This is a genomic window from Ornithinimicrobium pratense (assembly GCF_008843165.1).
Taxonomy (GTDB): Bacteria; Actinomycetota; Actinomycetes; order Actinomycetales; family Dermatophilaceae; genus Ornithinicoccus; species Ornithinicoccus pratensis.
In genome coordinates this window covers 1,411,141-1,435,312 of the sequence record NZ_CP044427.1, presented here as the reverse complement: position 1 = coordinate 1,435,312, position 24,172 = coordinate 1,411,141, and the positions used below count along the sequence as shown (strand labels likewise).

22 protein-coding genes and 3 tRNA genes are annotated in these 24,172 nt (G+C 68.0%); 6 read left to right on the top strand and 19 right to left on the bottom strand.

Annotated elements, in window-relative coordinates; all coding sequences use genetic code 11:
* Positions 1-520 precede the first annotated feature (520 nt).
* Positions 521-664 (bottom strand): hypothetical protein, encoded by a 144-nt coding sequence (locus FY030_RS16330; RefSeq protein WP_192498750.1) that lies wholly within the window; start codon positions 662-664, stop codon positions 521-523.
* 355 nt (positions 665-1,019) lie between these two features.
* Between FY030_RS16330 and FY030_RS06480 the strand changes: the two genes are divergently transcribed.
* Together FY030_RS06480 and FY030_RS06475 are read left to right on the top strand one after the other, a co-directional pair.
* Complete coding sequence (locus tag FY030_RS06480) at positions 1,020-1,436, top strand: hypothetical protein (RefSeq protein ID WP_158060794.1); 417 nt, start codon at positions 1,020-1,022, stop codon at positions 1,434-1,436.
* Positions 1,437-1,643: 207 nt separating this feature from the next.
* On the top strand, positions 1,644-2,597 hold the full coding sequence (locus tag FY030_RS06475; protein WP_158060793.1) for a hypothetical protein: 954 nt from the start codon (positions 1,644-1,646) through the stop codon (positions 2,595-2,597).
* Between the two features lie 920 nt (positions 2,598-3,517).
* On the opposite strand, the gene FY030_RS06470 is transcribed toward FY030_RS06475, so the two are convergent.
* Together FY030_RS06470 and FY030_RS06465 are read right to left on the bottom strand one after the other, a co-directional pair.
* On the bottom strand, positions 3,518-3,706 hold the full coding sequence (locus FY030_RS06470) for a hypothetical protein (protein ID WP_158060792.1): 189 nt from the start codon (positions 3,704-3,706) through the stop codon (positions 3,518-3,520).
* Between the two features lie 303 nt (positions 3,707-4,009).
* Positions 4,010-4,237 (bottom strand): helix-turn-helix domain-containing protein, encoded by a 228-nt coding sequence (locus tag FY030_RS06465; RefSeq protein ID WP_337692489.1) that lies wholly within the window; start codon positions 4,235-4,237, stop codon positions 4,010-4,012.
* 349 nt (positions 4,238-4,586) lie between these two features.
* Here FY030_RS06465 and FY030_RS06460 point away from each other — a divergent pair, with 349 nt between their 5' ends.
* Complete coding sequence (locus FY030_RS06460) at positions 4,587-4,961, top strand: hypothetical protein (RefSeq protein ID WP_158060791.1); 375 nt, start codon at positions 4,587-4,589, stop codon at positions 4,959-4,961.
* A gap of 285 nt (positions 4,962-5,246) precedes the next feature.
* Positions 5,247-5,681 (top strand): hypothetical protein, encoded by a 435-nt coding sequence (locus FY030_RS06455; protein WP_158060790.1) that lies wholly within the window; start codon positions 5,247-5,249, stop codon positions 5,679-5,681.
* Positions 5,682-5,955: 274 nt separating this feature from the next.
* Here the strand turns inward: FY030_RS06455 and FY030_RS06450 are convergent, their stop codons facing one another.
* The 7 genes from FY030_RS06450 to FY030_RS06415 form a co-directional block, all read right to left on the bottom strand.
* Complete coding sequence (locus tag FY030_RS06450) at positions 5,956-6,402, bottom strand: hypothetical protein (RefSeq protein ID WP_158060789.1); 447 nt, start codon at positions 6,400-6,402, stop codon at positions 5,956-5,958.
* Between the two features lie 114 nt (positions 6,403-6,516).
* A complete protein-coding gene (locus FY030_RS06445) occupies positions 6,517-7,092 on the bottom strand; it encodes a hypothetical protein (RefSeq protein WP_158060788.1) in 576 nt (191 codons plus the stop codon).
* Positions 7,093-8,097: 1,005 nt separating this feature from the next.
* The gene (locus FY030_RS17205) at positions 8,098-8,472 is read right to left on the bottom strand and encodes a M23 family metallopeptidase (RefSeq protein WP_337692488.1); all 375 of its coding nucleotides are present in this window, start codon (positions 8,470-8,472) and stop codon (positions 8,098-8,100) included.
* Positions 8,473-9,428: 956 nt separating this feature from the next.
* A tRNA-Val gene (locus FY030_RS06430) sits at positions 9,429-9,503 on the bottom strand.
* 25 nt (positions 9,504-9,528) lie between these two features.
* Positions 9,529-9,599 (bottom strand) — tRNA-Cys (locus FY030_RS06425).
* 28 nt (positions 9,600-9,627) lie between these two features.
* Positions 9,628-9,700 (bottom strand) — tRNA-Gly (locus FY030_RS06420).
* Positions 9,701-9,778: 78 nt separating this feature from the next.
* A complete protein-coding gene (locus tag FY030_RS06415) occupies positions 9,779-10,828 on the bottom strand; it encodes a YihY/virulence factor BrkB family protein (protein ID WP_192498749.1) in 1,050 nt (349 codons plus the stop codon).
* 130 nt (positions 10,829-10,958) lie between these two features.
* On the opposite strand from FY030_RS06415, the gene glgX reads away from it, so the two are divergent.
* Entirely contained in the window at positions 10,959-13,082 is a 2,124-nt protein-coding gene (glgX, locus tag FY030_RS06410) for a glycogen debranching protein GlgX (protein ID WP_158060785.1), read from the top strand.
* Positions 13,083-13,118: 36 nt separating this feature from the next.
* Here the strand turns inward: glgX and FY030_RS06405 are convergent, their stop codons facing one another.
* The 7 genes from FY030_RS06405 to ligD all read right to left on the bottom strand — a co-directional run bounded on the left by FY030_RS06405 (position 13,119) and on the right by ligD (position 21,351).
* Entirely contained in the window at positions 13,119-13,985 is an 867-nt protein-coding gene (locus tag FY030_RS06405) for a PPK2 family polyphosphate kinase (RefSeq protein ID WP_158060784.1), read from the bottom strand.
* A gap of 61 nt (positions 13,986-14,046) precedes the next feature.
* Positions 14,047-15,774: a phosphonate ABC transporter, permease protein PhnE gene (phnE, locus tag FY030_RS06400; protein ID WP_158060783.1), complete on the bottom strand. Its 1,728-nt coding sequence runs from the start codon at positions 15,772-15,774 to the stop codon at positions 14,047-14,049.
* The gene (phnC, locus tag FY030_RS06395; RefSeq protein WP_238348591.1) at positions 15,774-16,619 is read right to left on the bottom strand and encodes a phosphonate ABC transporter ATP-binding protein; all 846 of its coding nucleotides are present in this window, start codon (positions 16,617-16,619) and stop codon (positions 15,774-15,776) included. The genes phnE and phnC overlap by 1 nt, the downstream gene beginning before the upstream one ends.
* Positions 16,620-16,630: 11 nt before the next feature.
* Positions 16,631-17,620 (bottom strand): phosphate/phosphite/phosphonate ABC transporter substrate-binding protein, encoded by a 990-nt coding sequence (locus FY030_RS06390; RefSeq protein WP_158060782.1) that lies wholly within the window; start codon positions 17,618-17,620, stop codon positions 16,631-16,633.
* Between the two features lie 200 nt (positions 17,621-17,820).
* Positions 17,821-19,044: an alpha/beta hydrolase gene (locus tag FY030_RS06385; RefSeq protein ID WP_238348590.1), complete on the bottom strand. Its 1,224-nt coding sequence runs from the start codon at positions 19,042-19,044 to the stop codon at positions 17,821-17,823.
* Between the two features lie 86 nt (positions 19,045-19,130).
* The gene (locus FY030_RS06380) at positions 19,131-20,222 is read right to left on the bottom strand and encodes an ATP-dependent DNA ligase (protein ID WP_158060781.1); all 1,092 of its coding nucleotides are present in this window, start codon (positions 20,220-20,222) and stop codon (positions 19,131-19,133) included.
* A 64-nt stretch (positions 20,223-20,286) separates the two neighbouring features.
* Positions 20,287-21,351, bottom strand: coding sequence for a non-homologous end-joining DNA ligase (gene ligD, locus FY030_RS06375; RefSeq protein WP_158060780.1), 1,065 nt, complete (start codon positions 21,349-21,351; stop codon positions 20,287-20,289).
* An 85-nt stretch (positions 21,352-21,436) separates the two neighbouring features.
* Between ligD and msrB the strand changes: the two genes are divergently transcribed.
* Complete coding sequence (gene msrB / locus FY030_RS06370) at positions 21,437-21,898, top strand: peptide-methionine (R)-S-oxide reductase MsrB (RefSeq protein ID WP_158060779.1); 462 nt, start codon at positions 21,437-21,439, stop codon at positions 21,896-21,898.
* Positions 21,899-21,911: 13 nt separating this feature from the next.
* Here the strand turns inward: msrB and hemQ are convergent, their stop codons facing one another.
* Both hemQ and hemG read right to left on the bottom strand, forming a co-directional pair.
* Positions 21,912-22,619 (bottom strand): hydrogen peroxide-dependent heme synthase, encoded by a 708-nt coding sequence (hemQ, locus tag FY030_RS06365; protein ID WP_158060778.1) that lies wholly within the window; start codon positions 22,617-22,619, stop codon positions 21,912-21,914.
* A complete protein-coding gene (gene hemG / locus FY030_RS06360) occupies positions 22,616-24,106 on the bottom strand; it encodes a protoporphyrinogen oxidase (protein WP_158060777.1) in 1,491 nt (496 codons plus the stop codon). The genes hemQ and hemG overlap by 4 nt, the downstream gene beginning before the upstream one ends.
* Positions 24,107-24,172: the final 66 nt, after the last annotated feature.

The following is a 24,172-nucleotide window of genomic DNA, read 5'->3' as shown; positions in this document are numbered from 1 at the left end:
AAGCTCGAGAAGCCGCAAAGCACACGCCGGAAATGCGCCGCCTCACGCACGACTCTGCCGCCGGTCGCAAGTCCTGGACACGGCTGGCTCGACCAGACCTCCGGTAGTGTGCTCCGCCGACGGAGGCGTACGAGGACGACCCCTGCGGCCCCGCCCTCGGAAGGGACCCGTTCGATGCGAAAAGACAGTTTGGGCGCGCTTATTGTCGGCATTCTCGCCTTCGGTATCGCCTTCCTCTACCTTACCAATCGAGCAGATGACAATGCCTTCTGGCTCCTAGCCCTACTCGGTGTCGGGCTGATTGGTGGCGCCATCGACGAGGGCTGCGGGCCAGCACGCGTTAAAGCGCGTGACGGCCGACCCGGTCCCTTCCTGAAGACGTTCGACCCCCCTGCTGCAGGCACGATCCACGGGGATCGACCCACTCCCTCACTCAATCAAGAGTGCTAAGCCGACCAGGATGGGCCTCCTGCAGACGCACGCATCTGCCGCATGTGGCTTCTTTGCGAATGCCGCTTGGTCACCGCCCGTACCCTTCGAGCACCACGCCGTCCGCTCGGGCGCGTTGCAACAGGCCTGTCATCGCCTCGGGTTGATGGACCAGCGGCTGCAGCAGCTCACGCAGCGTCTCGAGGTCCGTCCGGTGGCCATAGACGGCAAACATGCTTCCCTTCCGAGTCCATGTCTACCGCGAGGCCAAGGCAGGAGTCACGTAGGAGGCGACTCCTTCCCAGAATGCGCCATTCGATTCTTCCCCTGAATCCTGCACGGCTGCGTCGGTAGGCAGGCCCCCAAGGTCAAGCGTCAACGAGGCTCGCCCATCGGACTCGTGAGCAAGGCGGAGGCCACGGTGATGAGCGCCGAGACCGGCGTCGTCATGCGACTTGGAACGAAAGCGATCAAACAGGCCCATGCGCAGAGTGTGCACCACTCCTTTGGTTCCCAAGGCCAGCCACTCCCGACGCAAGATGCCGGCTTGGCCCAGCGCGCCTGCAACCTCCTTCTGGAAGAGTGCCCGCATGGCAATCGACGTTGAAGCGCTCCTGGCTCGGGTTGTTGCCGAGATCTTCGACGAAAACGTCTCGATCGTGTTGGAAGATGCTGCCGCCAAGAGGCCCCAGACGTACTGCGCCCACCTGCACTCTGCGGCGCAAGACCGCCGCGCGCACTTGTGCGCCACATACGAGTGGTTCGAGCTGCGTATCCCCGACCTTGATGTCAGCGTTACGTTGTTTGACTACGACGATGACGACGCACCGAAAGACGACGCGTTGCGCGAGCTCGGCCTAGTCGCTCGCGCCTATCTGGACGGGGAAGGGTGCATCGAATCCAGGCGCCGGTTCTTGCGACGAGGCACGAGTCAGAGACTCACGCTCGACGTCAATGACCGACAGTGGCAGTTCGGCAAACACGCGAGCTCAGTTCCGTACCCATGACCCCGGTCGAGGCGCGTTCCAAGCTATCCGCTTCTGCCGCCGGTCGTGACTTGAGGGCCGTCTCGATGCGAGATGTTGAGTGTCGTCGCTCATGGGGGCGCAATCGCGATCGGGTGCTGGTGCTACGGAGTCTTTCGCCCGACCGGGCAGACCGATTCTGCGGAACGATCCGGGCAGGCGTCGCGTCGAACTGCCATGATGCGAAGCATGAGAATTGCTGCCGCGCTTGTGGGGCTCGGCTCGGCGCTGTTCCTCGTGGCGTGCGCGAACCAGTCGGGACCAACCGGGGACGGCTCGGCCGTAACGGGGACTGCAACGAGCGCTCCCCCCGCGCCACAGGCGACCGCCGGTCACGAGCCCGAGATTGTGGACCTGTCGAATGAGGTCGTCCTGGCCGCAAGCCCATATCAGCGCTCGGTGCAGGATCCGGTGGTTCTCTGCTTCGGCCCGAAAACAGCGATCTATCCGCCTGACTGCATCGGACCAGAGCTCGAAGGGGCGTTCTCCTGGGCCGATCACGAGGTCCAGCAGGAAGACGGGATTACCTGGACAGACGACACCGTGTACGCCATCGGTCACTACGCCCCGGAGGCCGGCGAGCAGGGGACGTTCACCCTTACCCGGCCACTGAACCCTGAGCCTCCTGCGGGTTATGACATGACTGACTGGCTCGACACGGATTTCACCGCACTGTGTGAGGACCCCACGGCCGACGTAGCCGGCGTCGACCAGGCCGGTCGCACCCAGGGACCGGCTGGGATGGACGAGGAGCAGGCGCTCCTGACCCTGCTACGCCAGGACCTTACCGGCTATGCGACGTCCTGGGTCTCAGACGGCGGGGTGATGAACGTGCTGCTCACCGAGGGCACCGACCTGGACGCCTCCCGGGCCGTGATCCGCGACGTCTACACCGGGCCCCTGTGCCTCGAGACGCGGAACGTCCCCTCCGATCAGGACCTGCGGGCCGCGCAGGACGCCGTGGCTCAACGATCGGACCTCAGATTCCACAGTGTTGGGAGTGGTGGGACCGATCCTCGTTTGTACGTCGAGGTCGTGGTCGCCGACCGGGCAACCGTCGACGCCATTTACGCGACTGCCCAACCATGGCTCGCGCCCGATCAGATCGTCATCGTGAGCGCTGTCCAAGCGCTCCAGCCCTAGGTATGCGCAGCGGCCGCCCTCCTGCGCGGCGTGATTCGGTGGCGGGAGGACCGGACCGGGCCGACACCGCCGACAACTGGGCCAGTACGGCCTGGTGGCGCGTCCCGGAAGATGCCAGAACACGGCTGCAGCGTCGACCCGGCAGCGCACCTTCGGATGCACTGTCATGCCGTTGCGGGCGAAGTCCAGTTGCTACCTGCTGTCGCCAACTGCCTCACTCCACCTGTCAGGTCCGTAAGAGTCCAGGAACAAGTCCAGGGAGTTGAGGAGCTGGGTCGGTACGTGCGGACGCTGCGTTCCCTCGAGTCCAGCCAAAACTGGTGCAAGCTCATCCCGAAGGCCTTGGAGGTCCCGGCGTGCCGCCAGAGATACCATGAAGTCGACGTGGTCATCGGCCATGAACTGATCCTGCGCCCTAGTGAGCACGATCTCAACTCCCGCCCTCAAGCATGCACGCCCATGCCACATCCATCGAGCCCAGACGTGCTGCCTTCAAAGGTCTCAGCGTCACGAACTTCCCCCTCCGGTCATGACGGGTCAACCGCCTCCACGCTGGACCCGTTCCGCGACGCACACACCAGGGCCCAAACAGGGACAACCATCGTCATCAACCAAGACGGTACGCAACAGCACCACCCCGCCACGGCTGCGCCACACTGGTCGCCGCGCCGATGACTTCGGGTCCCATCCAGCCCTACTGGCCTACCAATGGCTTGATCGATCCTCATCGCGCCCCGGGGGAACCAGCATTGTGACATTCCCGCAGTCTTCGCAGCGGTATCCACGCCGGATCTGCAGGTCCACTGCCCCGCCGACGTGATCGAAGGTGGCCTCGTCCCCTTCCAGCACCTGTAGATCCTGTCCTCCGCAGGAGCTACACCCATACCCACCCACGTGGCGGCCGATACCTGTTATGAACATCAGCGGTCGCCGCCCCGGTGGCCGGCGAAATGACCACGCCTGATCATGGCCAGGTAGATCAGACTGAACAGCACGCTGCCGCCAATGAGTACCCAGCCATAAGTGAACATGCTCTCACCGCGAGAACTTGTCAGCACCATGACCGTACCGAGTGAGAGCGCAACCAGATGCGGAATGACATAACGCAAGTAGGGGACTCCTCGCACGTCTTTGGCTCCTCACACTCGCGGTTGCAGATGACGTCAGCGTACCCGCCCATCCATCAATCATCCTGCACTGATTGCCAACATGGGGTCAGTGGGCCGCGCGAACAACTGGAAGCCAGACCGCGACCCGGGTCACGTCCACCTCAGGGATGCGAGTGTCAGTAACCGGCGACAGCACCCAGGCCTCCGTCGTCGCCAGCAGTGCCCAGCGTCAACCCCAACGTCCTGTTCTGCCGCAACGAGGACGCGTAGCGTCCGACCATGCCGATGGGACGAAGCGGCCGATCATTGGGCAGGCTTCTTCGGCACGATGTCGAGGAGGTCCCCCGGCGCGCAATGGAGGGCGCCACAGATGAGGGTAAGGCTGCTGAACCGAACTGCTTTGGCGTGACCGCTTTTGAAGATGGACAGGTTGGCCATCGTGATCCCCGTCGTGCGGGATAGTTCGGTCAACGTCGTCTTGCGCTCCATCAGCACCTTCTCCAGCCGGGTGACGATTCGGTGGTCAGACAAGGCCCTCGGTCTCCTCGGTGAGCTTCTTGCCATGCGGCGCGAGCTATTCGATGCAGGACATGAGCTACCCGAGCTGATTACGTGGGGGCCCGACCGAGTCGCGCAGGCATTTCGCGCGAGCAGCATCCTCGCTCCTCATCGCGGGGACCCCCGGCAGCTACAACCAGCAAGCCACCCCCGACCTCATTTGCCGCTGGTGGGTCCTTCAGCGCGATGGACGGGTGCGCCACGTGCTCCATCTCGGCCTTCCGTTTCGAGCACGCTGCCACTGTGGCGTGCCAAAGGGTAGGCTCGTGCGCTACGACCCCAGTGTTGAGGAGTGCGAATGTCATTCCGACGATGGAGCCTAGTGGCTTCGCTGACGGTTAGCGTCGCGGTGCTGACGTCCTGCGCGTCCACAGACGGATTCAGTGACCTCGACCGGGAACGGCAAGCCAACGACTCGCCGCCCGAAACCCTGGACTTTGCGGACGATGACGAGATCCTGCTGGACTCGAGCCGGTCGGTCGGCACCTACGAGGGTGCAGAGCTTTGGCTTGCCCGCACCTCAGACGACGGGGTCTGCTTGATCGCTTATACCGACGAGATGGACTGGGTGGTGGGATGTTCAGACATCCCCCCGCTGGGGGTAAGCGGTTCGCCGGGAAGCTTCATCGTGGTCTCCGACGGGCAGGATCCACCAGAGAACGCCACGAGAATTTCTGACAACGTCTTCGGGCTGTAGCGCCCGGCCCCGAAATGCCGCCGGCCGATGGCCATCGATCGTAAGTTCTCCCCTTAATCCAGTGATGAGGAAGCGCGTTCTGGCTCCTAACGGCCTCCTGGGCGTGAGGACTGATTGGCGGCTGACTGAACTGAGGCCACCCCGTCGCTACCTTCCCTCGCCGCTTGCCTCGGGCTCTGTCGAGTACGCTCATGCCGCCGGTCGCCCGCTGCGAGGGAGGAGGAAGTCGGGGTTAGACGGCCGGACGGCGATCGGCGTCGGCGACCCGGCTCGTATGGTGATCCCATGAGGAGCACGTTCATCACGGTGCGAGACCTGGAGCTCAGGATCGCCGAGGGCACCCTCCCGTGGACTGAGTCGGTTCGATACGACACCGTCGACCTCATCCTGGACGGCAAGAACTTGGTGAACTGGCTCCGTCCTCACGCAGAACCCGGGATCGAGCCGCCTGAGTACCTTGGTCACCCCATCGGGACCAACATGACCGCGCTTCTCCTTGGCCAATGTCCTGAAGATGAGTCCGGGCGCACAGCGCTTCTTGGATGCACGTGTACGGTCATCGGCTGCGGGCCACTCCTTGCCCGCATCGAGGTCGGGTCCGAAACCGTGACGTGGTCGCACTTTGAACGGGGCCCTGGCGAAGAGTACGACGGGCTCGAGCTGCAGTTCGACCGAGATACCTACATGGACGCGCTCACCAGATACGAGGAGACCACCTGATTTGGCTGCGTAGCCGTGCCGGAGGACGCGCGCATCTGCCGCCGTGCGCAGAACGCGCCCATGCCGCGACCGGCTTGTTTGCGTTCTGAGAGTTTAAGCCCCGTCAGGCCCGCAGATGCCACCAGCCCAATGCGCCGGCGTGGGTGGTCCGCGCAGCATCTGAGCACAGGCGCTCCGCAGGACGAGTATGCAACCCGCGCCCCGCTCGTGCCTCTGAGGGTGAGTGGTGGCCGCGTCTGGCCTTGCGCTTTTCAGGCCGGTGGGGCGGGGTGTGTCAGCCGACCCATGCTGCGGGCTGGGAACGTTGGCTGGCCGCGGCGAGCTCGTCGGTGTCGAGGTCGTGCCAGACTGGGCTCAGTCGCGGTCGCGGGCAACGCAGGGCGAGGTGCACCCTTGCGGAGGGCAGCGGCTGCATCCACCAGTCGAGCCCTTCGACGTCCTGGCTCCAGGAACCTCCACCAAGGCCGATCAGCTGGTGAGCGTGCTGTCCATGATCGACGACAGGGTGATGGGGGCGATAGAAGTCGTACCACGACTCGGTGCCATCGGCGTGCCGCACACCGATCTGCAGGCCCGCATACACATCGCGCAGCGACGGTGGGGCGGCAGGGTCGCCGCGGACTGTGGGCGGTCGCAGCAGCAGAACCGTGAACCGGGCGCCCTGTGGATAGGAACGGAAATTGTGTGCGGCCGCGAGCAGGTCAGGGCCATCGTGCAGCACCACGCTGAGGGCACTGCATCCGGGCAACCGCTCCGGGGGTGGGACCTGGGGGTCGCTCCCTCTTGAGGTTGGACTACCAGGCACGCGTCGCCTCCGGTTCGGTTCCGTGGTCGGTCACGGCGCCGTCCTTGCCCACGGCGCAGGGATGGTGCGCTCAGCAGCGGCGCGCAGGGTTGCGGCGTCGGTGTACTGCCAGGTCTCCTCGATCCCGCCCACGCTCCAACGGCAACCGAACCCGACCAGCCCCGACGCAGGGACAGGAGCCAGCCAGCAGTCGAGGTTGAAGTCCTCGGCCCGGCCACCGCCCCCACGCAGTTGCAGGAGGACACCTTGCTGGGCCGAACCCGCGGGTCCGCCAAAGCGGCCGTAGCCCTGCGCGGACCAGACCTGCCGGCCGTCGGCGAACCGAACCCCCAGCTCGAACAACGGCTGCCCGATGCTCTCGCCGTACTGCTCCAGCCACAGCCGGCGTTCCGGAATCCCTCGCACAGTGCGCTGATGCACCGACAACACGAAGAGCATGCCCCCCGGCCACACCCGGAAACCGTGCACACCCACCAGCACCTCAGGGCCGCTGTACAGCACCAACGCCAGCTCGCTCATGCCCGGCACCGCATCCCCCGGCGGGCGCTCCAACAACAGGCCACCCTCAAGAGCCTCGTCCCCGGGACCGTCTGACGAAGGCTGCACAGTGCCCAACCTACGTGCGGACGAGCACCGCCGCGCCCGGGACCGCTGCACGGATAGGTGGACAACCGAGTGTCTCCGTCCTGAGAACACATCCGGTTCTGCCGCCGGTCGGTCAGGCCGAAGACCAACAGAGCTCACCAGAGTTCGCGGTCGACGCGCCTCAGTTGGAGGCCGCGGATCCCTTCAACCCAACCGCGCGTCGAGCACGCCAAGCAGACAGCGCCAACACAGCGGTCGTCGGTGTCCAGATGACCCGCTCTAGCCCGGACGGCGAGATGCCGTTCACCACGACGCCGACGCCCATGAGTCCGGCCACCCCCGTGAGAACTCGCCGACGGGGCTGCGGCGGTGTGCGCTCACTCACGACCGCCAGAGCCAGCGCGGTGTAGAGCCCAGTTGCTCCCGCACTGACCACTCGGAGATGACCCGGGAGCACACCGGGATGCGCGCCACCGTAGCTCGCGCGACCCCAGGGGGCGCCCATCGCGAGGGCCAGCTGAAAGCCCGCGAGCCCACCAAGCCCAAGGCCGGTGACTCCACGGTCAAGCGAGGGACTGCGTTCCCTTGGCGTTCTCCGACGTAATCGCGGCTCGTCCACCAACTCAGTGTCCCCTATCCGCTCTTGCGGCGTGTAGGGACGCGACTGCTTGCACAGGGCGTGTCAGGATCAGAGTGTCCTACGAAAGGCGGTTCAGGCTGAGATAGCCAACGTGATCTTGATTGCTCTCACGTCTGTCTTCGCATTGGTCTACCTGGCCTATGGGGTTCGGACCGCGGATGGGGTGACGATCGGCATCTCCACTCTCATCTTGGGCATCTCCCTCGTCGCAGCCGTGCTGAACTTCAGGCGTACGCCTCGAGACGAAGGACCAAGATCGAAGGTCGCTGCCTCCTACCGCACTCAGTGAAGCGGCCAGGGAACGGGTCAGCTCGGAGATCACCGTGGAGCGAGGTGCTGGGTTCACGGATCTCACCCCTATCCGCTCATGCCGCGGGCAGGCTCGTTCAGGGCGCTTCGACGATCCGGCCGTTGCGCGGCAGCCCGTGAGGGAAGGCAAGGGGCAGCCCCTTGGCACGAGTGACGTCGATTTGGTCGATCGCCTGCACGTGCAGGTGTGGTTCTGTGCTGTTGCCCGAGTTTCCGCACTGGCCGACGACCTCGCCAGCAGCGACACTTTGGCCCGGCGCGACCGTAATGCTCCCTTCGCGTAGGTGGCACAGCGCGACAAATGCCCCGAGTCGCACCTCGACCACCACATAGTTGCCGGCCAAACCAGTCCAACCGTGGGCTGCCCGGCGATGCTGGCTGAGTGCGTAGCCCACGGAGGGCAGGCCACGGTAGGAATGATGGTCCAGTTCTCCGTCATGGGTGGCCACCACGACGCCTGAGCATGGTGCCAGGATCGGCCGCCCAAACCCAGTAAAAAGTTGCGGCGCCTGAGGGCGAAACAGAGACCCAAGACCGAGCGGAGCGGAGCGCCCCCGGTCGTCCACCGGGACGAAGTCGATCGCGTACGTCGTGCCGAACAGATGGGTACCGTGGCTGGGCACTCGGTTGGCCGGGCTGTTCTGGACGAGCCATCGCCCGCTGAATGGGTACCCCAGACTGACGGGGTCGCCGGTCACAGCTTGCGGCCCGTACTGATAGTGACTTGATCCACGAGGCCACTCTCGCGTTCACCAGGGAGCGTCACATAGTCGGTCACCCATAAAATGCGCGCATCTGGCACCCCTGTGAGTCAAGACGCCGCTGGGAGGGTCGTTCTAGGCTTGGTGATGGCGGGTCGGGAAGATGCTTGTCCGAAGATCCGGCAACGGGTTGCGAGCCGGCCGCGCTGGAGTCAGAGTCGCTACCTCTTTGCCCTCCTGGGCCCGTCGCCGTGTGCCCAACGAGGTCGTCAAGCATCGCCTTGTACACCAGGTCGGACACGCGCCGTTTCAGGCAGCGCCGCGTTTCCATCGACGTCTTCCCGGCGGACTTCTTCCGGTCGTAGTAGGCGCGGCCCTCGGCGGTTCTCGTGCGGAGCTGGACGATGGCCATGACGTGCATGGGACTCATGCGCCAAGAGGGTGCCACAGTGCAGCGGTCACCCCGGCAGGATCTGCAGCACTCTCGCCCTCAGGTTCCATCACCGTCAGGACCGGCGCCCCGACAAGCGTCGCGCCGACGACGACGGCCCCGCCGCTCCACCGCGGCGAGCGAAGCCCGCCTGCCAGGTGCGGACGCCCTACCAAACAACCGGGTAACGCTGACCAATCTGGCGAGCATCTGGCACGGACGACCAAAGCGAAGGGCCCCTAAGCAACGTTGACGCTGCTCAGAGGCCCAATCCGCGTGGTGGGCGATACTGGGATCGAACCAGTGACCTCTTCCGTGTCAAGGAAGCGCGCTACCGCTGCGCCAATCGCCCGAGCTCGGTGCGTTGCTAAGTTGCGAGGTGGCGACGGGATTTGAACCCGTGTAGACGGCTTTGCAGGCCGTTGCCTCGCCTCTCGGCCACGCCACCATGAGGCATCAAGGTGGATGTGCCTCCGAGCGGATGACCGGCCTCGAACCGGCGACCTCAACCTTGGCAAGGTTGCGCTCTACCAACTGAGCTACATCCGCAGGTCGCTCCCGCTGTCACCAGCGGCGCGAGACGACACATTAGCCGACCCTGCGGGCGGGGCCAAATCCGCGTGTCCTTCAGGGAGGACTGGGATCACCGTCCTGGCGCCCCAGGTCCGCACCGTCGTCCTCGCCCCCGGTCCAGACGTGGGCTCCGTCACGCGGTTCGACCGACTCGCCTCGAGCTCGACGCTCCTCCCGCCACGCGCTCACGCGGGCCCTGGGACCCCGGTACTCAGGCGGCGGCCACAGGCGGCGGATCGCGGCGTTCAGGGCAGCGCCGATGAGGACGGCCAGGGCGAGGAAGTACAGGTAGATCATCAGCACGATGGGGACCGTCAACGGGCCGAAGACCGAGACACCGCCGACCGCGAACTCGGCCCAGACCCGGATGAGGGTCGAGCCGACCACCCAGATCACCACCGCCAACAAGGCCCCGGGCAGGTCGCGGAAGTAGGGCGACCGATCCGGCGTGGCGACGTGGAACAACCCCGTGAGGCTGATGATGCCCACCACCGCCACCAGCGGCCAGTAGAGCCCCACCAGCGGCTCGACCTGCGACGGCAGCCACGTGCGCAGGTATCCCGGCCCGATCAGCAGCAGGGGCAGCGTCAGACCCATCACCAGGATGGCCAGCAGGTATGTGGAGAGCGAGAGGACGCGGGCCCGCACCGGGCCGCGGTCCCCGCCCTGCCCGTACATGATCGCGATGGCCTCCAGGAGGGTGTTCAACGCCCGCGAGCCGGACCAGAGCGCGACGACGAAGCTGACGGACAGGACGTCGGCCCGCCCGGCGGTCAGCGTCTGCGCGAGCGTCGGCATGATCACCTCGTCGACCGTCGCAGGTGTGAGGAATGTCAGTGACCAGGCCTCCACCCCCTCCTGCACCTGCGTCAGGGTCTCCTCCCCCAGCCACCGCGAGGCGAACCCTGCGCCGGCGACGAGGCCCAGGAGCAGCGGCGGCAGCGACAGGAGCAGGAAGAAGGCCGCTTCGGCGGCCAGACCGGTGGCCCGGTAACGGAAGGCTAAGGACGCGGTCTCGGCGAGCAGCCGCGCGGCGGGGACCGCCCCCGGAATCGGCGCGAGGAGGCTCCGCAGACGCTCTTTCTTCGTCGGTCCACTCGCCACCCGGATCACGGTAGCGGGCGGACCGGGTCAGGCGAACTGGGGCGGCATACGGGTAGAAGAGAAGTATCATGGGCTGCTGCCGACGACGGGGTCACTCGACCCCCTGTCCCCCACCCGAAAGTCTCCACGTATGGATGTTTGGCCCGGCTCTCCCTACCCCCTTGGCGCCACCTTTGACGGCACCGGCACGAACTTCGCCGTCTTCTCCGAGAACGCCACCGCCGTCGAACTGTGCCTCATCGACGACCAGGGCGCGGAGACTAGAATCCCGCTGACCGAGGTTGACGCCTACGTCTGGCACGCCTACCTGCCGGCGTGCCAGCCCGGTCAGCGCTACGGCTACCGGGTGCACGGGGCCTACGAGCCGGACGAGGGGCACCGGTTCAATCCCCACAAGCTCCTGCTGGACCCCTACGCCAAGGCCATCGAGGGCCAGATCCAGGGACACCAGGGGCTGTTCGCCTACGACTTCGGCGATCCCACCTCCTACAACGAGGAGGACTCCTCGCCGCACACGATGCTCGGGGTCGTCACCAACCCATATTTCGACTGGGGCCATGACCGGCCGCCGAACCACGACTACCACGACAGCGTCATCTACGAGGCGCACGTCAAGGGTATGACGATGACCCACCCCGAGGTGCCGGAGAACATCCGGGGCACGTATGCCGGGATGGCGCACCCCGCCCTCGTGCAGCACCTCGTCCAGCTCGGCATCACGGCAGTTGAGCTGCTCCCCGTCCACCAGTTCGTCAACGACACCCACCTGCAGGACAACGGGCTGTCGAACTACTGGGGCTACAACACCATCGGCTTCCTGGCCCCCCACAACGCCTACTCATCCTCGGGCCAACGCGGCCAGCAGGTGACCGAGTTCAAGTCGATGGTCAAGGCACTGCACGACGCCGGCATCGAGGTCATCCTCGACGTCGTCTACAACCACACCGCCGAGGGCAACCACCTCGGCCCGACGTTGTCCTTCCGCGGTCTCGACAACGCCAGCTACTACCGCCTGGTCGACTCCGACAAGGCCCACTACTACGACACCACCGGGACCGGCAACAGCTTGCTGATGCGTCACCCGCACGTGCTGCAGCTGATCATGGACAGCCTGCGCTACTGGGTCACCGAGATGCACGTCGATGGCTTCCGCTTCGACCTGGCGGCCACCCTGGCCCGCCAGTTCCACGAGGTCGACAAGCTGTCCGCCTTCTTCGACATCATCCAGCAGGACCCGGTGATCTCCCAGGTCAAGCTCATCGCCGAGCCCTGGGACCTGGGCGAGGGCGGCTACCAGGTCGGCAACTTCCCGCCGCTGTGGACCGAGTGGAACGGCAAGTACCGCGACACCGTCCGCGACTTCTGGCGGGGTGCCCCGGCAAGCATGGGCGAGTTCGCTTCTCGGCTGACCGGCTCCTCAGACCTCTACGAGCACAGCGGGCGCAGGCCCATCGCCTCAATCAACTTCGTCACCGCGCATGACGGCTTCACCATGCGCGACCTGGTCTCCTACAACCACAAGCACAATGACGCCAACGGCGAGGGCGGCGCTGACGGGGAGGAGCACAACCGCTCCTGGAACTGCGGCGTCGAGGGCCCGACGGACGACCCCGACGTGCTGGCCCTGCGCGAGCGCCAGCACCGCAACTTCCTGGCCACGCTGATGCTCAGCCAGGGCGTCCCCATGATGGCCCACGGCGACGAGATCGCCCGCACCCAGCGCGGTAACAACAACGTCTACGCCCAGGACAACGAGCTGGCCTGGATGGACTGGGTGCTCGACACCGACCAGCAGCAGCTGCTCGACTTCACCGCCGACCTCATCGCCCTCCGCCGCGACCACCCGGTCTTCCGCCGGCGGCGGTTCTTCGCCGGCGACGCCGGACACGGCGGCCAGAGCGACCTGGGCGACATCCTCTGGTTCTCTCCCGACGGCACCCTGATGACCGAGGAGGGGTGGCACTCCCACGAGCAGGCAGTGATGGTCTTCCTCAACGGTGAGGCGATCACCGAGCGCGACGAGCGTGGCGAGCCGATGACGGACGACCACTTCCTCCTGCTCTTCAACGGCCACCACGAGCCGGTGCAGTTCACCGTGCCCGACGGGATCAACGCCGCGAGCTGGCAGGCCGTGGTGGACACCAGCAGTGGCGACCCTGAGGACGAGGTGCTGTGGGAGACGGGCAACACCTACGAGATGCGGCCGCGTGCTGTGGTCGTGCTGCAGGGTGTGCCGGCCGAAGGGCTCACCTGATCGGCGCGACCCCCAGCCACGGCGACACCTGAGCTCTCAGGTCCGCGCCAGCCGCTTCTTCTGCTCCTGCACGTCGAAATCGGCGACCGGCCACTGCAGATCGAGGGCCCGCAGGTGCTCCAGTAGCAGCTGCTGGACCGCCAGGCGGGCATACCACTTGCGGTCGGCCGGCACCACGAACCACGGTGCCGACTCACTGTTGCACCGGTCCAAGGCCGCCTGGTATGCCTCCTGGTAGGCGGGCCAGTGCTCCCGCTCGTCGATGTCACCGGGGTTGAACTTCCAGTGCTTGTCGGGCCGGTCCAGCCGCCTCCCAAGTCGATCCTTCTGCTCGGCCGAGGAGATGTGCAGCATCACCTTGACCACGCTGGTCTCGTCGTCGACCAAGCCCTGCTCGAAGTCGTTGATGGTGGCGTAGCGGCGCGCCCACTGCTGAGGCGGGACCAGGTCGTGCACCCGCACCACCAGCACGTCCTCGTAGTGGGAGCGGTCGAAGACGCCAATCTTCCCCGGCTCCGGCAGCCGTTTGCGGATGCGCCACAGGAAGGGGTGGCTCAGCTCCTCCTCGGTCGGCTTCTTGAAGGCTGTGATCTGCACCCCCTGGGGATCGACCAGGCCGACGACGTGGCGCATGAGCCCGCCCTTGCCCGAGGTGTCCATCCCCTGCACGACCAGCAGCACCCGGCGCCGAGAGTTGCCGCCCACGCTGGCGGCATACAGCTTTTCCTGCAGGCCCGACAACTCGTCGTCGTGCTCCAGCAGCGCCGCCTTGCCGTCATCCTTCTTGCCCGTGAAGGCCGGCGTGCTGCGCGGGTCGAGGTCGGAGAGCACGAAGCCCTCGCGCACCCGCAGCGCATCGGCAAACGGTCGGTCGGTCTCGATGGTGCGCTTGATCTTGGCCATCGGACCATCCTGTCAGCCACACCTCTTCCGGCGCAGGCCAATACCGTGCCCGGCCCCACCCTCAACGCACGATGCGCCTCAGCAGCACGGCGATGCCTTCCAACGCCAGCACGACGGCCATCACTAGGAGCAGGATGAAGGTGACCACCTCGAACTGGAGGACACGCGTGGCATTGAGCAGGTAGAAGCCGATCCCGCCGGCCCCGACAATGCCCAGCAGGGTGGCCGATCGGAAGTTGACGTCGAGCTGGTAGATCAGGTGACTCGCGATCGACGGCGCTGCCTGTCGCAGGGTCGCCGCCACCAAGACCTGAGAGTGGCTTGCCCCAGCGGTGCTGACCGCCTCCTGCACCCGCACGTCGGTCTCCTCGATGGAGTCGGCGACCAGTTTGCTGAACAGACCCGTAGCCCCGATCGCCAGCGCCAGCGTGCCCGCGACGGCGCCCAGGCCGGAGATGATGACCAGCACGATCGCCAGGATCAGCTCGGGGATGCCTCGGGTGACCACAATGATCGTGCGGAAGGTCTGCGCCACCGCCTTGTTGCGTACGACGTTGCGCGCCGCGAGGATGCCGACCGGCAGGGCCACGAGCACCCCGAGCAGGGTCGCCGCGAGCGCAATCTGGAAGGTGGTCACCAGGGCGTCCAGCAGCACGTCCGCGTGACCGCCCGTCGAGGGCGGCCAGAAGCGTTGCGCCACGTCCGGTATCCGGCCAAAGCCCGCCAGGAAGCGCTGCCAGTCGATCTCGGCATACCAGAGCGATGCAACGACCGCGAGCACGCTGAGGCCCAGGTAGCTCAACCGGGTGATCCGGGCGCCGTCCCAGGGCGGAATCGTCCCCTGCTGGGCGTCTTGGCCCCGCGCCTTGGACCGGGCGCGGTCGATGGCCCAGAGCACACCGAACCTGCTGGGTTCAGAGCGCCCCAGCAGCCTCATCCGGAGCAGGCCGGAGATCAGCTCCGTCGCGATGCACAGGACGAGCACCACGAGTGCCAACGCCATCCCGCGCGAGTAGTTCATCGTCGACAGCGCGCTGGACAGGTCAGCACCGATGCCACCGATCCCCACGAAGCCCAGGATCACCGAGGCCCGCAGGTTGATGTCGAAGCGGTGCAGCCCGGTCGCCACCATCGCTGGCAGCACACCGGGGATGGTGGCGCCGAAGATCTGCTGCAGCCGGGTGGCGCCGGCGCTCTCCAGGCTGCGTCGGGGGCCATCGTCCTGGTCCTCGATCGCGTCGGCATACATCTTGCCGACCATCCCGATCGAGTGCAGCCCCAGCGCCAGCACACCTGCCATCGCCCCGAAACCGAAGATCCGGATGAAGATGATCGCCAGCACCAGCTCGGGGAGGGCACGCATGAGCACGATGAAGGCGCGGGCCGCGCCGCGCACACCTGGCGAGCGGCAGGTCGTCCGGGCCGCGAGCAGGGCGACTGCGGTCGAGAGCACCACCGCGAGGACGGTAGCCAGGAGCACGATGGCCAGGGTGTAGGCCGTCGTGCGCGCCACCTCCACCCACGGCGGGAAGTCCAGGGGCAGGGTGCGCCTCATGAAGCGCACCGCGTTGTCCCAACTGTCCGCCAGCGAGGCGATGTTGATGCGCAGGTCGATGATGGACCAGACGCCGCCGCTGACGAAGGCGAGGACGATCGCCCAGGCCAGCAGTCCTCTTAGCGAGGGCAGCGGAATGGTGCGCCTGTCCTGCTCGACCGGCGGGACGGACTGCTCCGGCGACCGCTCCGGGTCGCCCTTGCGCAGCTCGGGGGGCGCGACGGTGCTGTTCATCAGGTGCCGGCGACCGAGGCGTAGATCCCCATCGCCTCGTCCGCGCTGACCCGGTCGGTGGGCTTGTCGAGGACGACAGAACCCTTGCGCAGTCCCAGCACCCGGTGGCCCCAGCGCAGCGCCAGGTCGACCTGGTGCAGGCTACAGACCACGGTGAGCTCGTCCTCCACCGCGATCCGGGAGATCAGGGACATGATCTGGTGGCTCGACTCCGGGTCTAAGGAGGCCACCGGTTCGTCGGCCAGCAGCATCTTGGGGCGTTGCACCAGGGCCCGGGCCACTGCGACCCGCTGCTGCTGCCCTCCGGAGAGAGTGTCTGCCCGCTGAAAGCGCTGGTCGGCCAGGCCGACCCGCTCCAGCTGCTCCAGAGCCCGTGCACGCACCTCGCGCGGATAGGAGAACAGTCCCGCCCGGGGGCCCCGGAGGCTGCCCAGGGCCCCAGTGCAGACATTCTCCAGGGTCGACATCGAGCCCACGAGGTGGAACTGCTGAAAGACCATCCCGACCTCACGACGCACCGCACGCAGCTGGGACCGGCCGGCACTGCCCACGTCGACCCCCAGCACCATCACCCGTCCGGAGGTCGGGGTGTGCAAGCCGTTGATCAGACGCAGCAGGGTGGACTTGCCGGAGCCGGAGAGCCCGAGCAGGATCGTGAAGCTGCCCGGCTCGATCTCGAGGGTGACGTCGTCCACCGCGGTGGTGGCAGGGGCGAACCTCTTGGTCACGCCACGCAGGGACAGGTGCTGCCCGGGCCCGCCGCCTCCGCCCACGCCGGGGATCCCGGCAGGGTTAGCCTCGGCTGCAGGGACGGGGGAAGTCGCCGGTGCCCCGGTGCTCATCATCGTCGTCCCGCTCAGCTGGTGCAGGCCGAGGCCTGGGTGATCTCGCAGACCTCACGGATGCCGTCGTAGGTGGAGTCCTCCACCGGGGCGTACTCGTAGGAATCCTCCGGCAGCACACAGCTCTCGACGTCTTCGCAGTAGCCGGCGGCGACCATGTTGTCCACGTTGATCAGACGCTCCTCATGGAAGATCCGGCGCAGGACGTCCTGCGTCTCCTGGTCCAGGGTCCCGGTGTTCATGTAGATCGGGGATGCGGGGATCAACGGGGACTCCCACACCACCTTGTACTGGTCCTCGGACAGCTCGCCGCGCTCGGGCATGAGCACCTCGACCATCGAGTCGTAGGCGAACGCCAGGTCGCACTGTCCGTCGAGCATGGCCAGGACGGCTGAGTCGTGCGAGCCGGTAAAGATGGCGTTCACGTCCTCCTGGGGATCCAGGTCGTGGTCGAGCATGCCGGCCGAGGGGTAGAGGTAGCCGGAGGTAGAGCCCTCATCGACGTAGCAGACCGTCCGGCCCGCCACGTCCGCCAGACCTTCGATGTCGGAGTCGGCGGGCACGAGGGCGTAGGAGACGTACCCGGGCTCATCCCCTTCGGTCTCGATACGCCCGCCCAGCGCCTCCACCTCCGCGCCCTGGTCCCCGGCGCGCACGTAGGAGAAGGGCGAGCCGATCGACATGTCCGCCTGTCCTGCGACGAGCGCCTCGATCACCGCGGCATAGTCCGTGGAGTGGCTGAACTCGACCTCGTGACCGGTCTCCTCCTCGATGACGTGCATCAGCAGCTCGAACTTCGACACCAGGGCCGAGGCTTCCTCGGCCGGGACTCCGGTGATGGTGATAGTCCCGCCACCGGTGCCGTCGGTCGCGGCCGCGGCAGTGTCATCCGACTCCCCGTCGGCAGCGGACTGCCCGCAGGCTGCTAGCACCAACGCGGAGATGGCGGTGGTGGTGAGGACGGTCGCCAGGTGGCGAGGACCGGTCGTGGTGCTCCTGGGCATGGTGGGGCCTTCCGTAGCGGTGGGGGGTCTGCCCCACCCCACGGGGCCCGGGTGAACAGCGCGCGGCCTTGAACCGTGCCCCTGGTGAATGCTGGTCGACAACCCAGGCCCGCCAGCCGCGGCCCTCCCCAACGCAGCACGCGCCTGGGCCGCGCATGGTGGCCCGGCCCCGGGTCGGTCGACAGCCCTTCGGCGGGTGTTCAGCGCAGGAAGCTGGCGACCAGGTCGTCCCAGAGCGAGGGGTTGGTGTTCCACTCCTGGCAGTGCCGCGCCCGGGGCCAGACGAAGGTGTGCACCAGACCGGGGCGGCGCCGGGCAAGGTTCTGGGACGGCCCGTAGGGGACGGTCTCGTCGGTCGCCGAGTGGATGATGAAGATGCGGTGGGTCACCTCGTCTGCACGGTCCACCCAGTTCGTCGCCGCGACGTCGACCGGCTCCGCGATCCCCAGCACGTGCCGGGACAGCCTGCTGCGCAGCAGACCACGGGCGAGGTGGTCGATCGGGCGCGGGATGAAATACAGATCGGCCTGGTGAGCCAGCACATTGCCCCAGTCGATCACCGGGCCGTTGAGGACCACCCGGTGCACCCGGTGCGCCACGTCAGAACGGTTTAGCGCCTGCAGCACGATGGCGCCGCCCATCGACCAGCCGATGAGGACCAGCCGCTTCGCGCCGTGCGCCAGGGCGTACCGCAGCGCGGCGTCCACGTCCCGCCACTCGGCCATCCCCAGGCTGTAGCGGCCGTCGCTGGAGGCCGGGGCGCCGATATCGTTGCGGTACATGGGGATCAGGGTGGTGTAGCCCAACCGGTGCAGGACCGGCACCGCCCGCAAGGTCTCCTCACGCATGGCGCTGCGGCCGTGCACCAGGATCGCCCAGTCGCCGTTGTCGGTCCCCTCCTGCGGGGGGACGCGCCACGCTGCCAGGTCGCCGATGTCGGAGGTGACCACCACGTCCTCGTAGTCCAGCCCGACCGCCGACCCTGGTGTGCCGAAGAAGAAGTACTTGTTCCACCGGGCCGGGCCCGGCGCGATCTCCCCTTGGTCCACCCCGAGCAGTTCCCGGGTCACCGTCGGCGGCTTGACCTGCCGGTCCTCCTCCAGCACCTGCCCCACCCGGGCATGTCCGGCGCCCCGGTCGAGCCACAGCCCGTAACGTCCTGGCGCGGTGGTCCACGGGGTCGGCCGGAAGGTCACCGTGCCGGCGTCCTCGTCGACGGCCAGGATGGTGGTGTCGTCCTTCTTCTCATGCTCAGGCGTGATGATCCGGTGCGCGAAGTAGGTCGCCGTCCCCATCGAGACCGCGCCACCGACCGCTGCCCCGGCCGCCGCGGTGATCCCGGCCACCGCGGCCCGACCCAGGGAGGACCCGAGCTCGGACGAGGGCTGCTGGGTGACCTGGCGACCTCGCACTGGCTTCCTCACACCTGGCTTCCTCACACCTGGGTTCCCCGCACCTGTCTTCTGCCCGTCTGTCTTCCCCGCACGCGCGAGCACCTCGGGCAGCCAGCTCACCGCGCGCCTCCCCCGGTCAGCGGCGCCCCCAGCACCTGGCTGAGCGGGTAGTCCGTGGGTAGGTCCAGCTGGTCGTAGGTGCAGCTCTCCGGCTCGCGGTCCGGCCGCCAGCGCACGAACTGAGCGGTGTGCCGGAACCGGTCGCCCTCGAGGTAGTCGTAGCGGACCTCGACAACCCGCTCCGGGCGCAGCGGCGTGAACGACAGGTCCTTGCCCGCGGCCCACCTCGACCCGGTGCTCCTGCTCGGGGTCCGCTCCCCCTCCAGGTGCCGCGCCCAGTCCCAGGGGTGGCCCTCCAGGTCGGTCACCCACGGTTGCAGCTCCTCGAACAGCGCCCGGCGCCTGGCCATTGGGAACGAGGAGGAGACGCCGACGTGGGCCAGCTGCCCGTCGGGCCGGTAGAGCCCGAGCAGCAACGAACCGATCGCCTCGTCGCTGGACTTGTGGGTGCGGTAGCCGGCGACCACGCAGTCGGTGGTACGGGTGTGCTTGAGCTTGGTCAGCACCCGCTTGTTGGGCTGATAGGTCGCCTCAGGATCCTTGCCGATGACCCCGTCCAGCCCCGCCCCCTCGAACTCGGCGAACCACCGCAGCGCGACCTGCGGGTCGTCGGTCAGCGGTGACAGGTGGATGGACCCGGCCGACGACGCGGGCAGCACCTGCTCGAGCCGGGCGCGCCGTTCGCGGAACGGCATACCGGTCAGGTTCTCCTCACCCAGGGCGAGGAGGTCGAAGGCGACGAACGCCGCCGGCGTGGCCTGGGACAGCATCTGCACGCGCGAGTCCGCGGGATGGATGCGCTGACCGAGTGCCTCGAAGTCCAGCCGTTCCCCCGTGGCGTCCGCGACGACGATCTCCCCGTCCACCACGCACCGCCCAGGCAGCTCGGCCCGGGCCGCCTCGACGAGCTCAGGGAAGTAGCGCGTCATCGGCTTCTCGTTGCGCGAGCCCAGCTCGACCTCGTCGCCGTCGCGGAAGATGATCGACCGGAAGCCGTCCCACTTGGGGTCGTAGAGCCAGCCCTCGGGCAGGCTGGTGGCCGGTTTGGCCAGCATGGGGCTCACCGGGGGCATCACGGGCAGGTCCACGGGCCCACTCAACCACAGCCGCGCCCGCTCCCACCCCTCCTGCCGTGACGGCGGTCGAGCGGCCTCAGCCCTCGATGCGGTTGCCGTCCTCGTCCCAGTGTTCGGCAACCTTCTTGCTCGGCTGCACCCGTGGCGGCTCCCCCGGCATCTTGGGGTGGTCGGGCGGGAAGTTCAGCTCGCCCAGGCCCCGTTCCCGATCGGCCTCCCACAGGGCGTAGGCCCCGTCGATCCGGCCCGGCTGGTCGTGCAGCCCGGCCCAGGGATCACCGTGCTCGGACAGCCATGCCGGCGCGGTGTGCACGGTGAGCTCTCCCGGCACGACATCGCCCAGCTGCTCCCACGTCACCGGGACCGACACCGGCGCACCCGGCTGGATGCGGGGGCTCCAGGCGGCGGCGAGCGTGCGGTCGCGGGTGGCCTGGTTGAAGTCGACGAAGATCCGCTCCCCGCGCTCTTCCTTCCACCACGCCGTCGTCACCAGGTCGGGCAGCCGGCGTTCGAGCTCGCGGGCGAGACCGATGACCGCGTGCCGGACCTCCAGGAACTCCAGCCGTGGCTCGATCGCGGCAAAGACGTGCACTCCCCGGTTGCCCGTGGTCTTCACGTGCGGGCTCAGCCCCACCTCCTGCATCACCTCGCGCAGTCCGCGGGCCGCCTCCACGACGTCGGCGAAGGCCCGGCCCGGCTGGGGGTCCAGGTCGATCCGCACCTCGTCCGGGTGGTCGTTGTCACCGGTCCGCACCGGCCACGGGTGCCAGGTCACCGTGCCCATCTGCGCGGTCCACAGCAGTGTCGCCAGGTCGTCCACGACCAGCTGAGGGTGGCTGCGCCCACTGGGGTAGGTCACCATCGTCGTCCGCGACCACCCCGGCACCCCCTTGGGCGGGTTCTTGGAGTAGAAGACCTCCCCCTCGATCCCGCCGCGCACCCGCTGCAGGGTGACGGGACGGTCGGCCAGTCCGCGCAGCATGGGCTCGGCGACGGCGGTGAGGTATGCGGCCAGGTCGGCCTTGGTGATCGCCGCGCTCGCCTCGTCGGCCGGCCAGACCACCTTGTCCGGACTGCTCAGGCGCACCTCCCGGTCCTCTCCGTCGGGTCCGGGCGCGGTCAGCATGGTGGCGTCGGCCATGGCGTCAATGTAGCCCGGAGCGCCATCGGCCGTCCGGTGCCCGGGACCGGAAACAATCGCGCCGACCTCGTGGTTGACTCCCGATATGAGCACCCAGCACAGCACCCCCGCGACCGACTCCGCCCGCCCCGACGCCGCCGCCGCATACTCGCAGGCCAAGAGCGAGCAGGAGTGGCGCGAGCAGTTGAGCCCGGAGGAGTACCACGTGCTGCGCGAGGCGGGCACCGAGCGCCCGTTCACCGGTGAGTACAACTCGACCACGACCGAGGGCGTCTATGCCTGCCGCGCCTGCGGCGTCGAGCTGTTCCGCAGCGAGACCAAGTTCGAGGCGCACTGCGGCTGGCCCAGCTTCTACGCCCCACTCGCTGAGGACCGCGTGCAGTACATCCAGGACGACTCGCTGGGCCGCCCTCGCACCGAGGTGCGCTGCGCCTCCTGCGGCTCCCACCTGGGCCACGTCTTCGAGGGCGAGGGCTACGAGACCCCGACCGACCTGCGCTACTGCATGAACAGCATCTCGATGACGCTGGTGCCCGCGCAGGACTGACCCGAGGCCAAGCTCAGGGCAGCCGGGCCACCAGCTCAGCGACCTCGACGCGGGGGCCGGTGAAGAACGGCACCTCCTCGCGCACGTGCAGGCGGGCCTGGGTGTTGCGCAGGTCGCGCATCAGGTCCACGATCCGATGCAGCTCGTCGGCCTCGAAGGCCAGCAGCCACTCGTAGTCGCCGAGCGCGAAACTGGAGATGGTGTTGGCCAGCACGTCCTTGTAGTCCTTGGCGGCCACGCCGTGCTCGCGCAGCATCTGCCCGCGCTCGGCCGGGTCCAGGACGTACCACTCGTAGGACCGCACGAACGGGTAGACGCACAGGAACTTCTTCGGCTCGTGGCCGGAGAGGAAGGCTGGCACGTGCCCGCGGTTGAACTCCGCCGGGCGGTGCAGGCCCACGTTGGACCACACCGGCTCCAGGTGCTGCCCCAGATGGGTCTGGCGGAAGCGCTGGTATGCCGTCTGCACCAGCTCCACCTCCTCGGCGTGCCACCAGACCATGAGGTCGGCGTCGGCGCGCAGGCCGGCAACGTCGTAGACGCCCCGGACGACCAGCCCGTGCCCGGACAGCTCGGCGAAGAGCTGCTCCACCTCCTGGGCCAGGCCCTCCCGGTCCTGCGGCAGCGGCGCGGCCGCCCGGAAGACCGAGTAGGCCGCATACCGGATCTCGGCGTTGATCTCCTCGGCCTGCTCCGGGGTGGGGTGGGTGTAGTTGCTCATGCGGTTGTGCTCCTCGAGTGTGCTGGTGGGGCGGGGTCTGTGGGGTGGTCGGTGAGCCGGTCCACGGCCCGACGTGCGGAGGCGATACAGGCGGGGATGCCGACGCCCTCGTAGCCGGCGCCGCACACGGCCAGGCCGGGCACCCGGTCGACGGCTGTGTGGACCTGCTCGACCAGGTCGACGTGCCCGACTGCGTACTGCGGCAGCCCACCGCCCCAGCGCTGCACGTGGGCGTCGACGTGCTCCGGAAGGTCACGACCAAGGACCAGTGCGAGGTCGGCCCGCGCGGCTTCGACAAGCTCGTCGTCCGGGTGCTGGAGGGTCGACTCCTCGCGGTGGCGGCCGATCGAGGCCCGCAGGAAGGTGAGGTCCTGCCCCTCCGGCCCGGCACCCTGGCCGAGCTCGCGGACCCAGGCCCACTTGGTCGCCGAGAACGTCGCAGCCTTGATCCGCAAGCCCTCGACCGGAGGGACGAGAAAGCCGGAGCCGGTCAGTTCGCCGAGCTCGGCGCTGGGCAGCGCCAGGGTGATGACCGCCACCGAGGCCGTCTCCACGCGCTGGAGCAGGTCTGCAGCCTGGGGAGCGAGCGAGGCCAGCAGGCGCGCGGTGGGCGCCGGCGGCACGGCCAGCACCACCCGGTCCGCCCGGTATGCCGTGGGCGCCGGCCGGGGCCCGGTCACCACCTCGAAGCCCCCCTCCGGCAGCACGTGCAGCTCCCGGGCCACGGCGCCGGTGCGCACGGTGGCCCCCCGCTCGGCCAGTAGGTCGGCCAGCGCATCCGGCAGCCGGTGCAGGCCGCCGAGGACGGTGGCGAAGACCGGCGCGGCGACCTGGCTCTGGGTGCCGTCGGTGGGCGCCGGCAGCATCCGGTCCACGGCACCCGTCAGCGAGCCGCCGTCCCCGACGAGCGTGCGCAGCTGCGGCAGGGCGGCACGCGCGGACAGCAACCGGGCGTGCCCGGCGTAGACCCCGCCGAGCAGCGGCTCCACCAGCCGGTCGACGACCGCGGGGCCGAGGCGGTCGGCGACGAGGTCACCGACGGAGATGTCGTCGACCCGCGGGTCGGGGTCCGAGATCCCCGGGCTCGCGGTCTTCGGCACCACCTCGGCGAGCGCCCGCTCGACCTCCTCGTCGGTGAGCAGGCCACGCAGCGCCTCCGGGTCGGCGGGAACACCCATGAGGGTGCGGCGGGGCATCGGGTGCAGGCTCCCCCGGCTCCAGACCTGGGCCGACGCCCCCGTCGGGTGCACCACGTCCCCGGCCAGCCCCGCGCGGTCGATCAGCTCCAGGGCCTCCGGTCTGCGCGCCAGGACGGCCTCCGCGCCGACGTCGACCATGCGGCCGGCGACCTGTGCCCCCCGCAGCTTGCCGCCGACGCGGTCGCTGCCCTCCAGCACCGTCACCTGGGCCGCTGGGTCTGCGTCGAGGATGCCGACGGCCGAGGCAAGACCACTGATCCCGCCGCCGACGACCAGGTAGGAGGGCATGCCACACAGCGTCTCACCCCGTCCTGGGGCACCTCATCACGGCCCCCGTCGGACGCCGACGGCGCG

What these genes read in the sequence shown, in the direction of transcription:
- FY030_RS06405 (WP_158060784.1), bottom strand. Translation starts at nt 13,985, where the DNA reads ATGGCCAAGATCAAGCGCACCATCGAGACCGACCGACCGTTTGCCGAT.
- hemG (WP_158060777.1), bottom strand. Translation starts at nt 24,106, where the DNA reads ATGCCCTCCTACCTGGTCGTCGGCGGCGGGATCAGTGGTCTTGCCTCG.
- FY030_RS06480 (WP_158060794.1), top strand. Translation starts at nt 1,020, where the DNA reads ATGGCAATCGACGTTGAAGCGCTCCTGGCTCGGGTTGTTGCCGAGATC.
- phnE (WP_158060783.1), bottom strand. Translation starts at nt 15,774, where the DNA reads ATGAACAGCACCGTCGCGCCCCCCGAGCTGCGCAAGGGCGACCCGGAG.
- phnC (WP_238348591.1), bottom strand. Translation starts at nt 16,619, where the DNA reads ATGATGAGCACCGGGGCACCGGCGACTTCCCCCGTCCCTGCAGCCGAG.
- FY030_RS06455 (WP_158060790.1), top strand. Translation starts at nt 5,247, where the DNA reads ATGAGGAGCACGTTCATCACGGTGCGAGACCTGGAGCTCAGGATCGCC.
- hemQ (WP_158060778.1), bottom strand. Translation starts at nt 22,619, where the DNA reads ATGAGCAACTACACCCACCCCACCCCGGAGCAGGCCGAGGAGATCAAC.
- FY030_RS06390 (WP_158060782.1), bottom strand. Translation starts at nt 17,620, where the DNA reads ATGCCCAGGAGCACCACGACCGGTCCTCGCCACCTGGCGACCGTCCTC.
- glgX (WP_158060785.1), top strand. Translation starts at nt 10,959, where the DNA reads ATGGATGTTTGGCCCGGCTCTCCCTACCCCCTTGGCGCCACCTTTGAC.
- FY030_RS06475 (WP_158060793.1), top strand. Translation starts at nt 1,644, where the DNA reads ATGAGAATTGCTGCCGCGCTTGTGGGGCTCGGCTCGGCGCTGTTCCTC.
- ligD (WP_158060780.1), bottom strand. Translation starts at nt 21,351, where the DNA reads ATGGCCGACGCCACCATGCTGACCGCGCCCGGACCCGACGGAGAGGAC.
- FY030_RS16330 (WP_192498750.1), bottom strand. Translation starts at nt 664, where the DNA reads ATGTTTGCCGTCTATGGCCACCGGACGGACCTCGAGACGCTGCGTGAG.
- msrB (WP_158060779.1), top strand. Translation starts at nt 21,437, where the DNA reads ATGAGCACCCAGCACAGCACCCCCGCGACCGACTCCGCCCGCCCCGAC.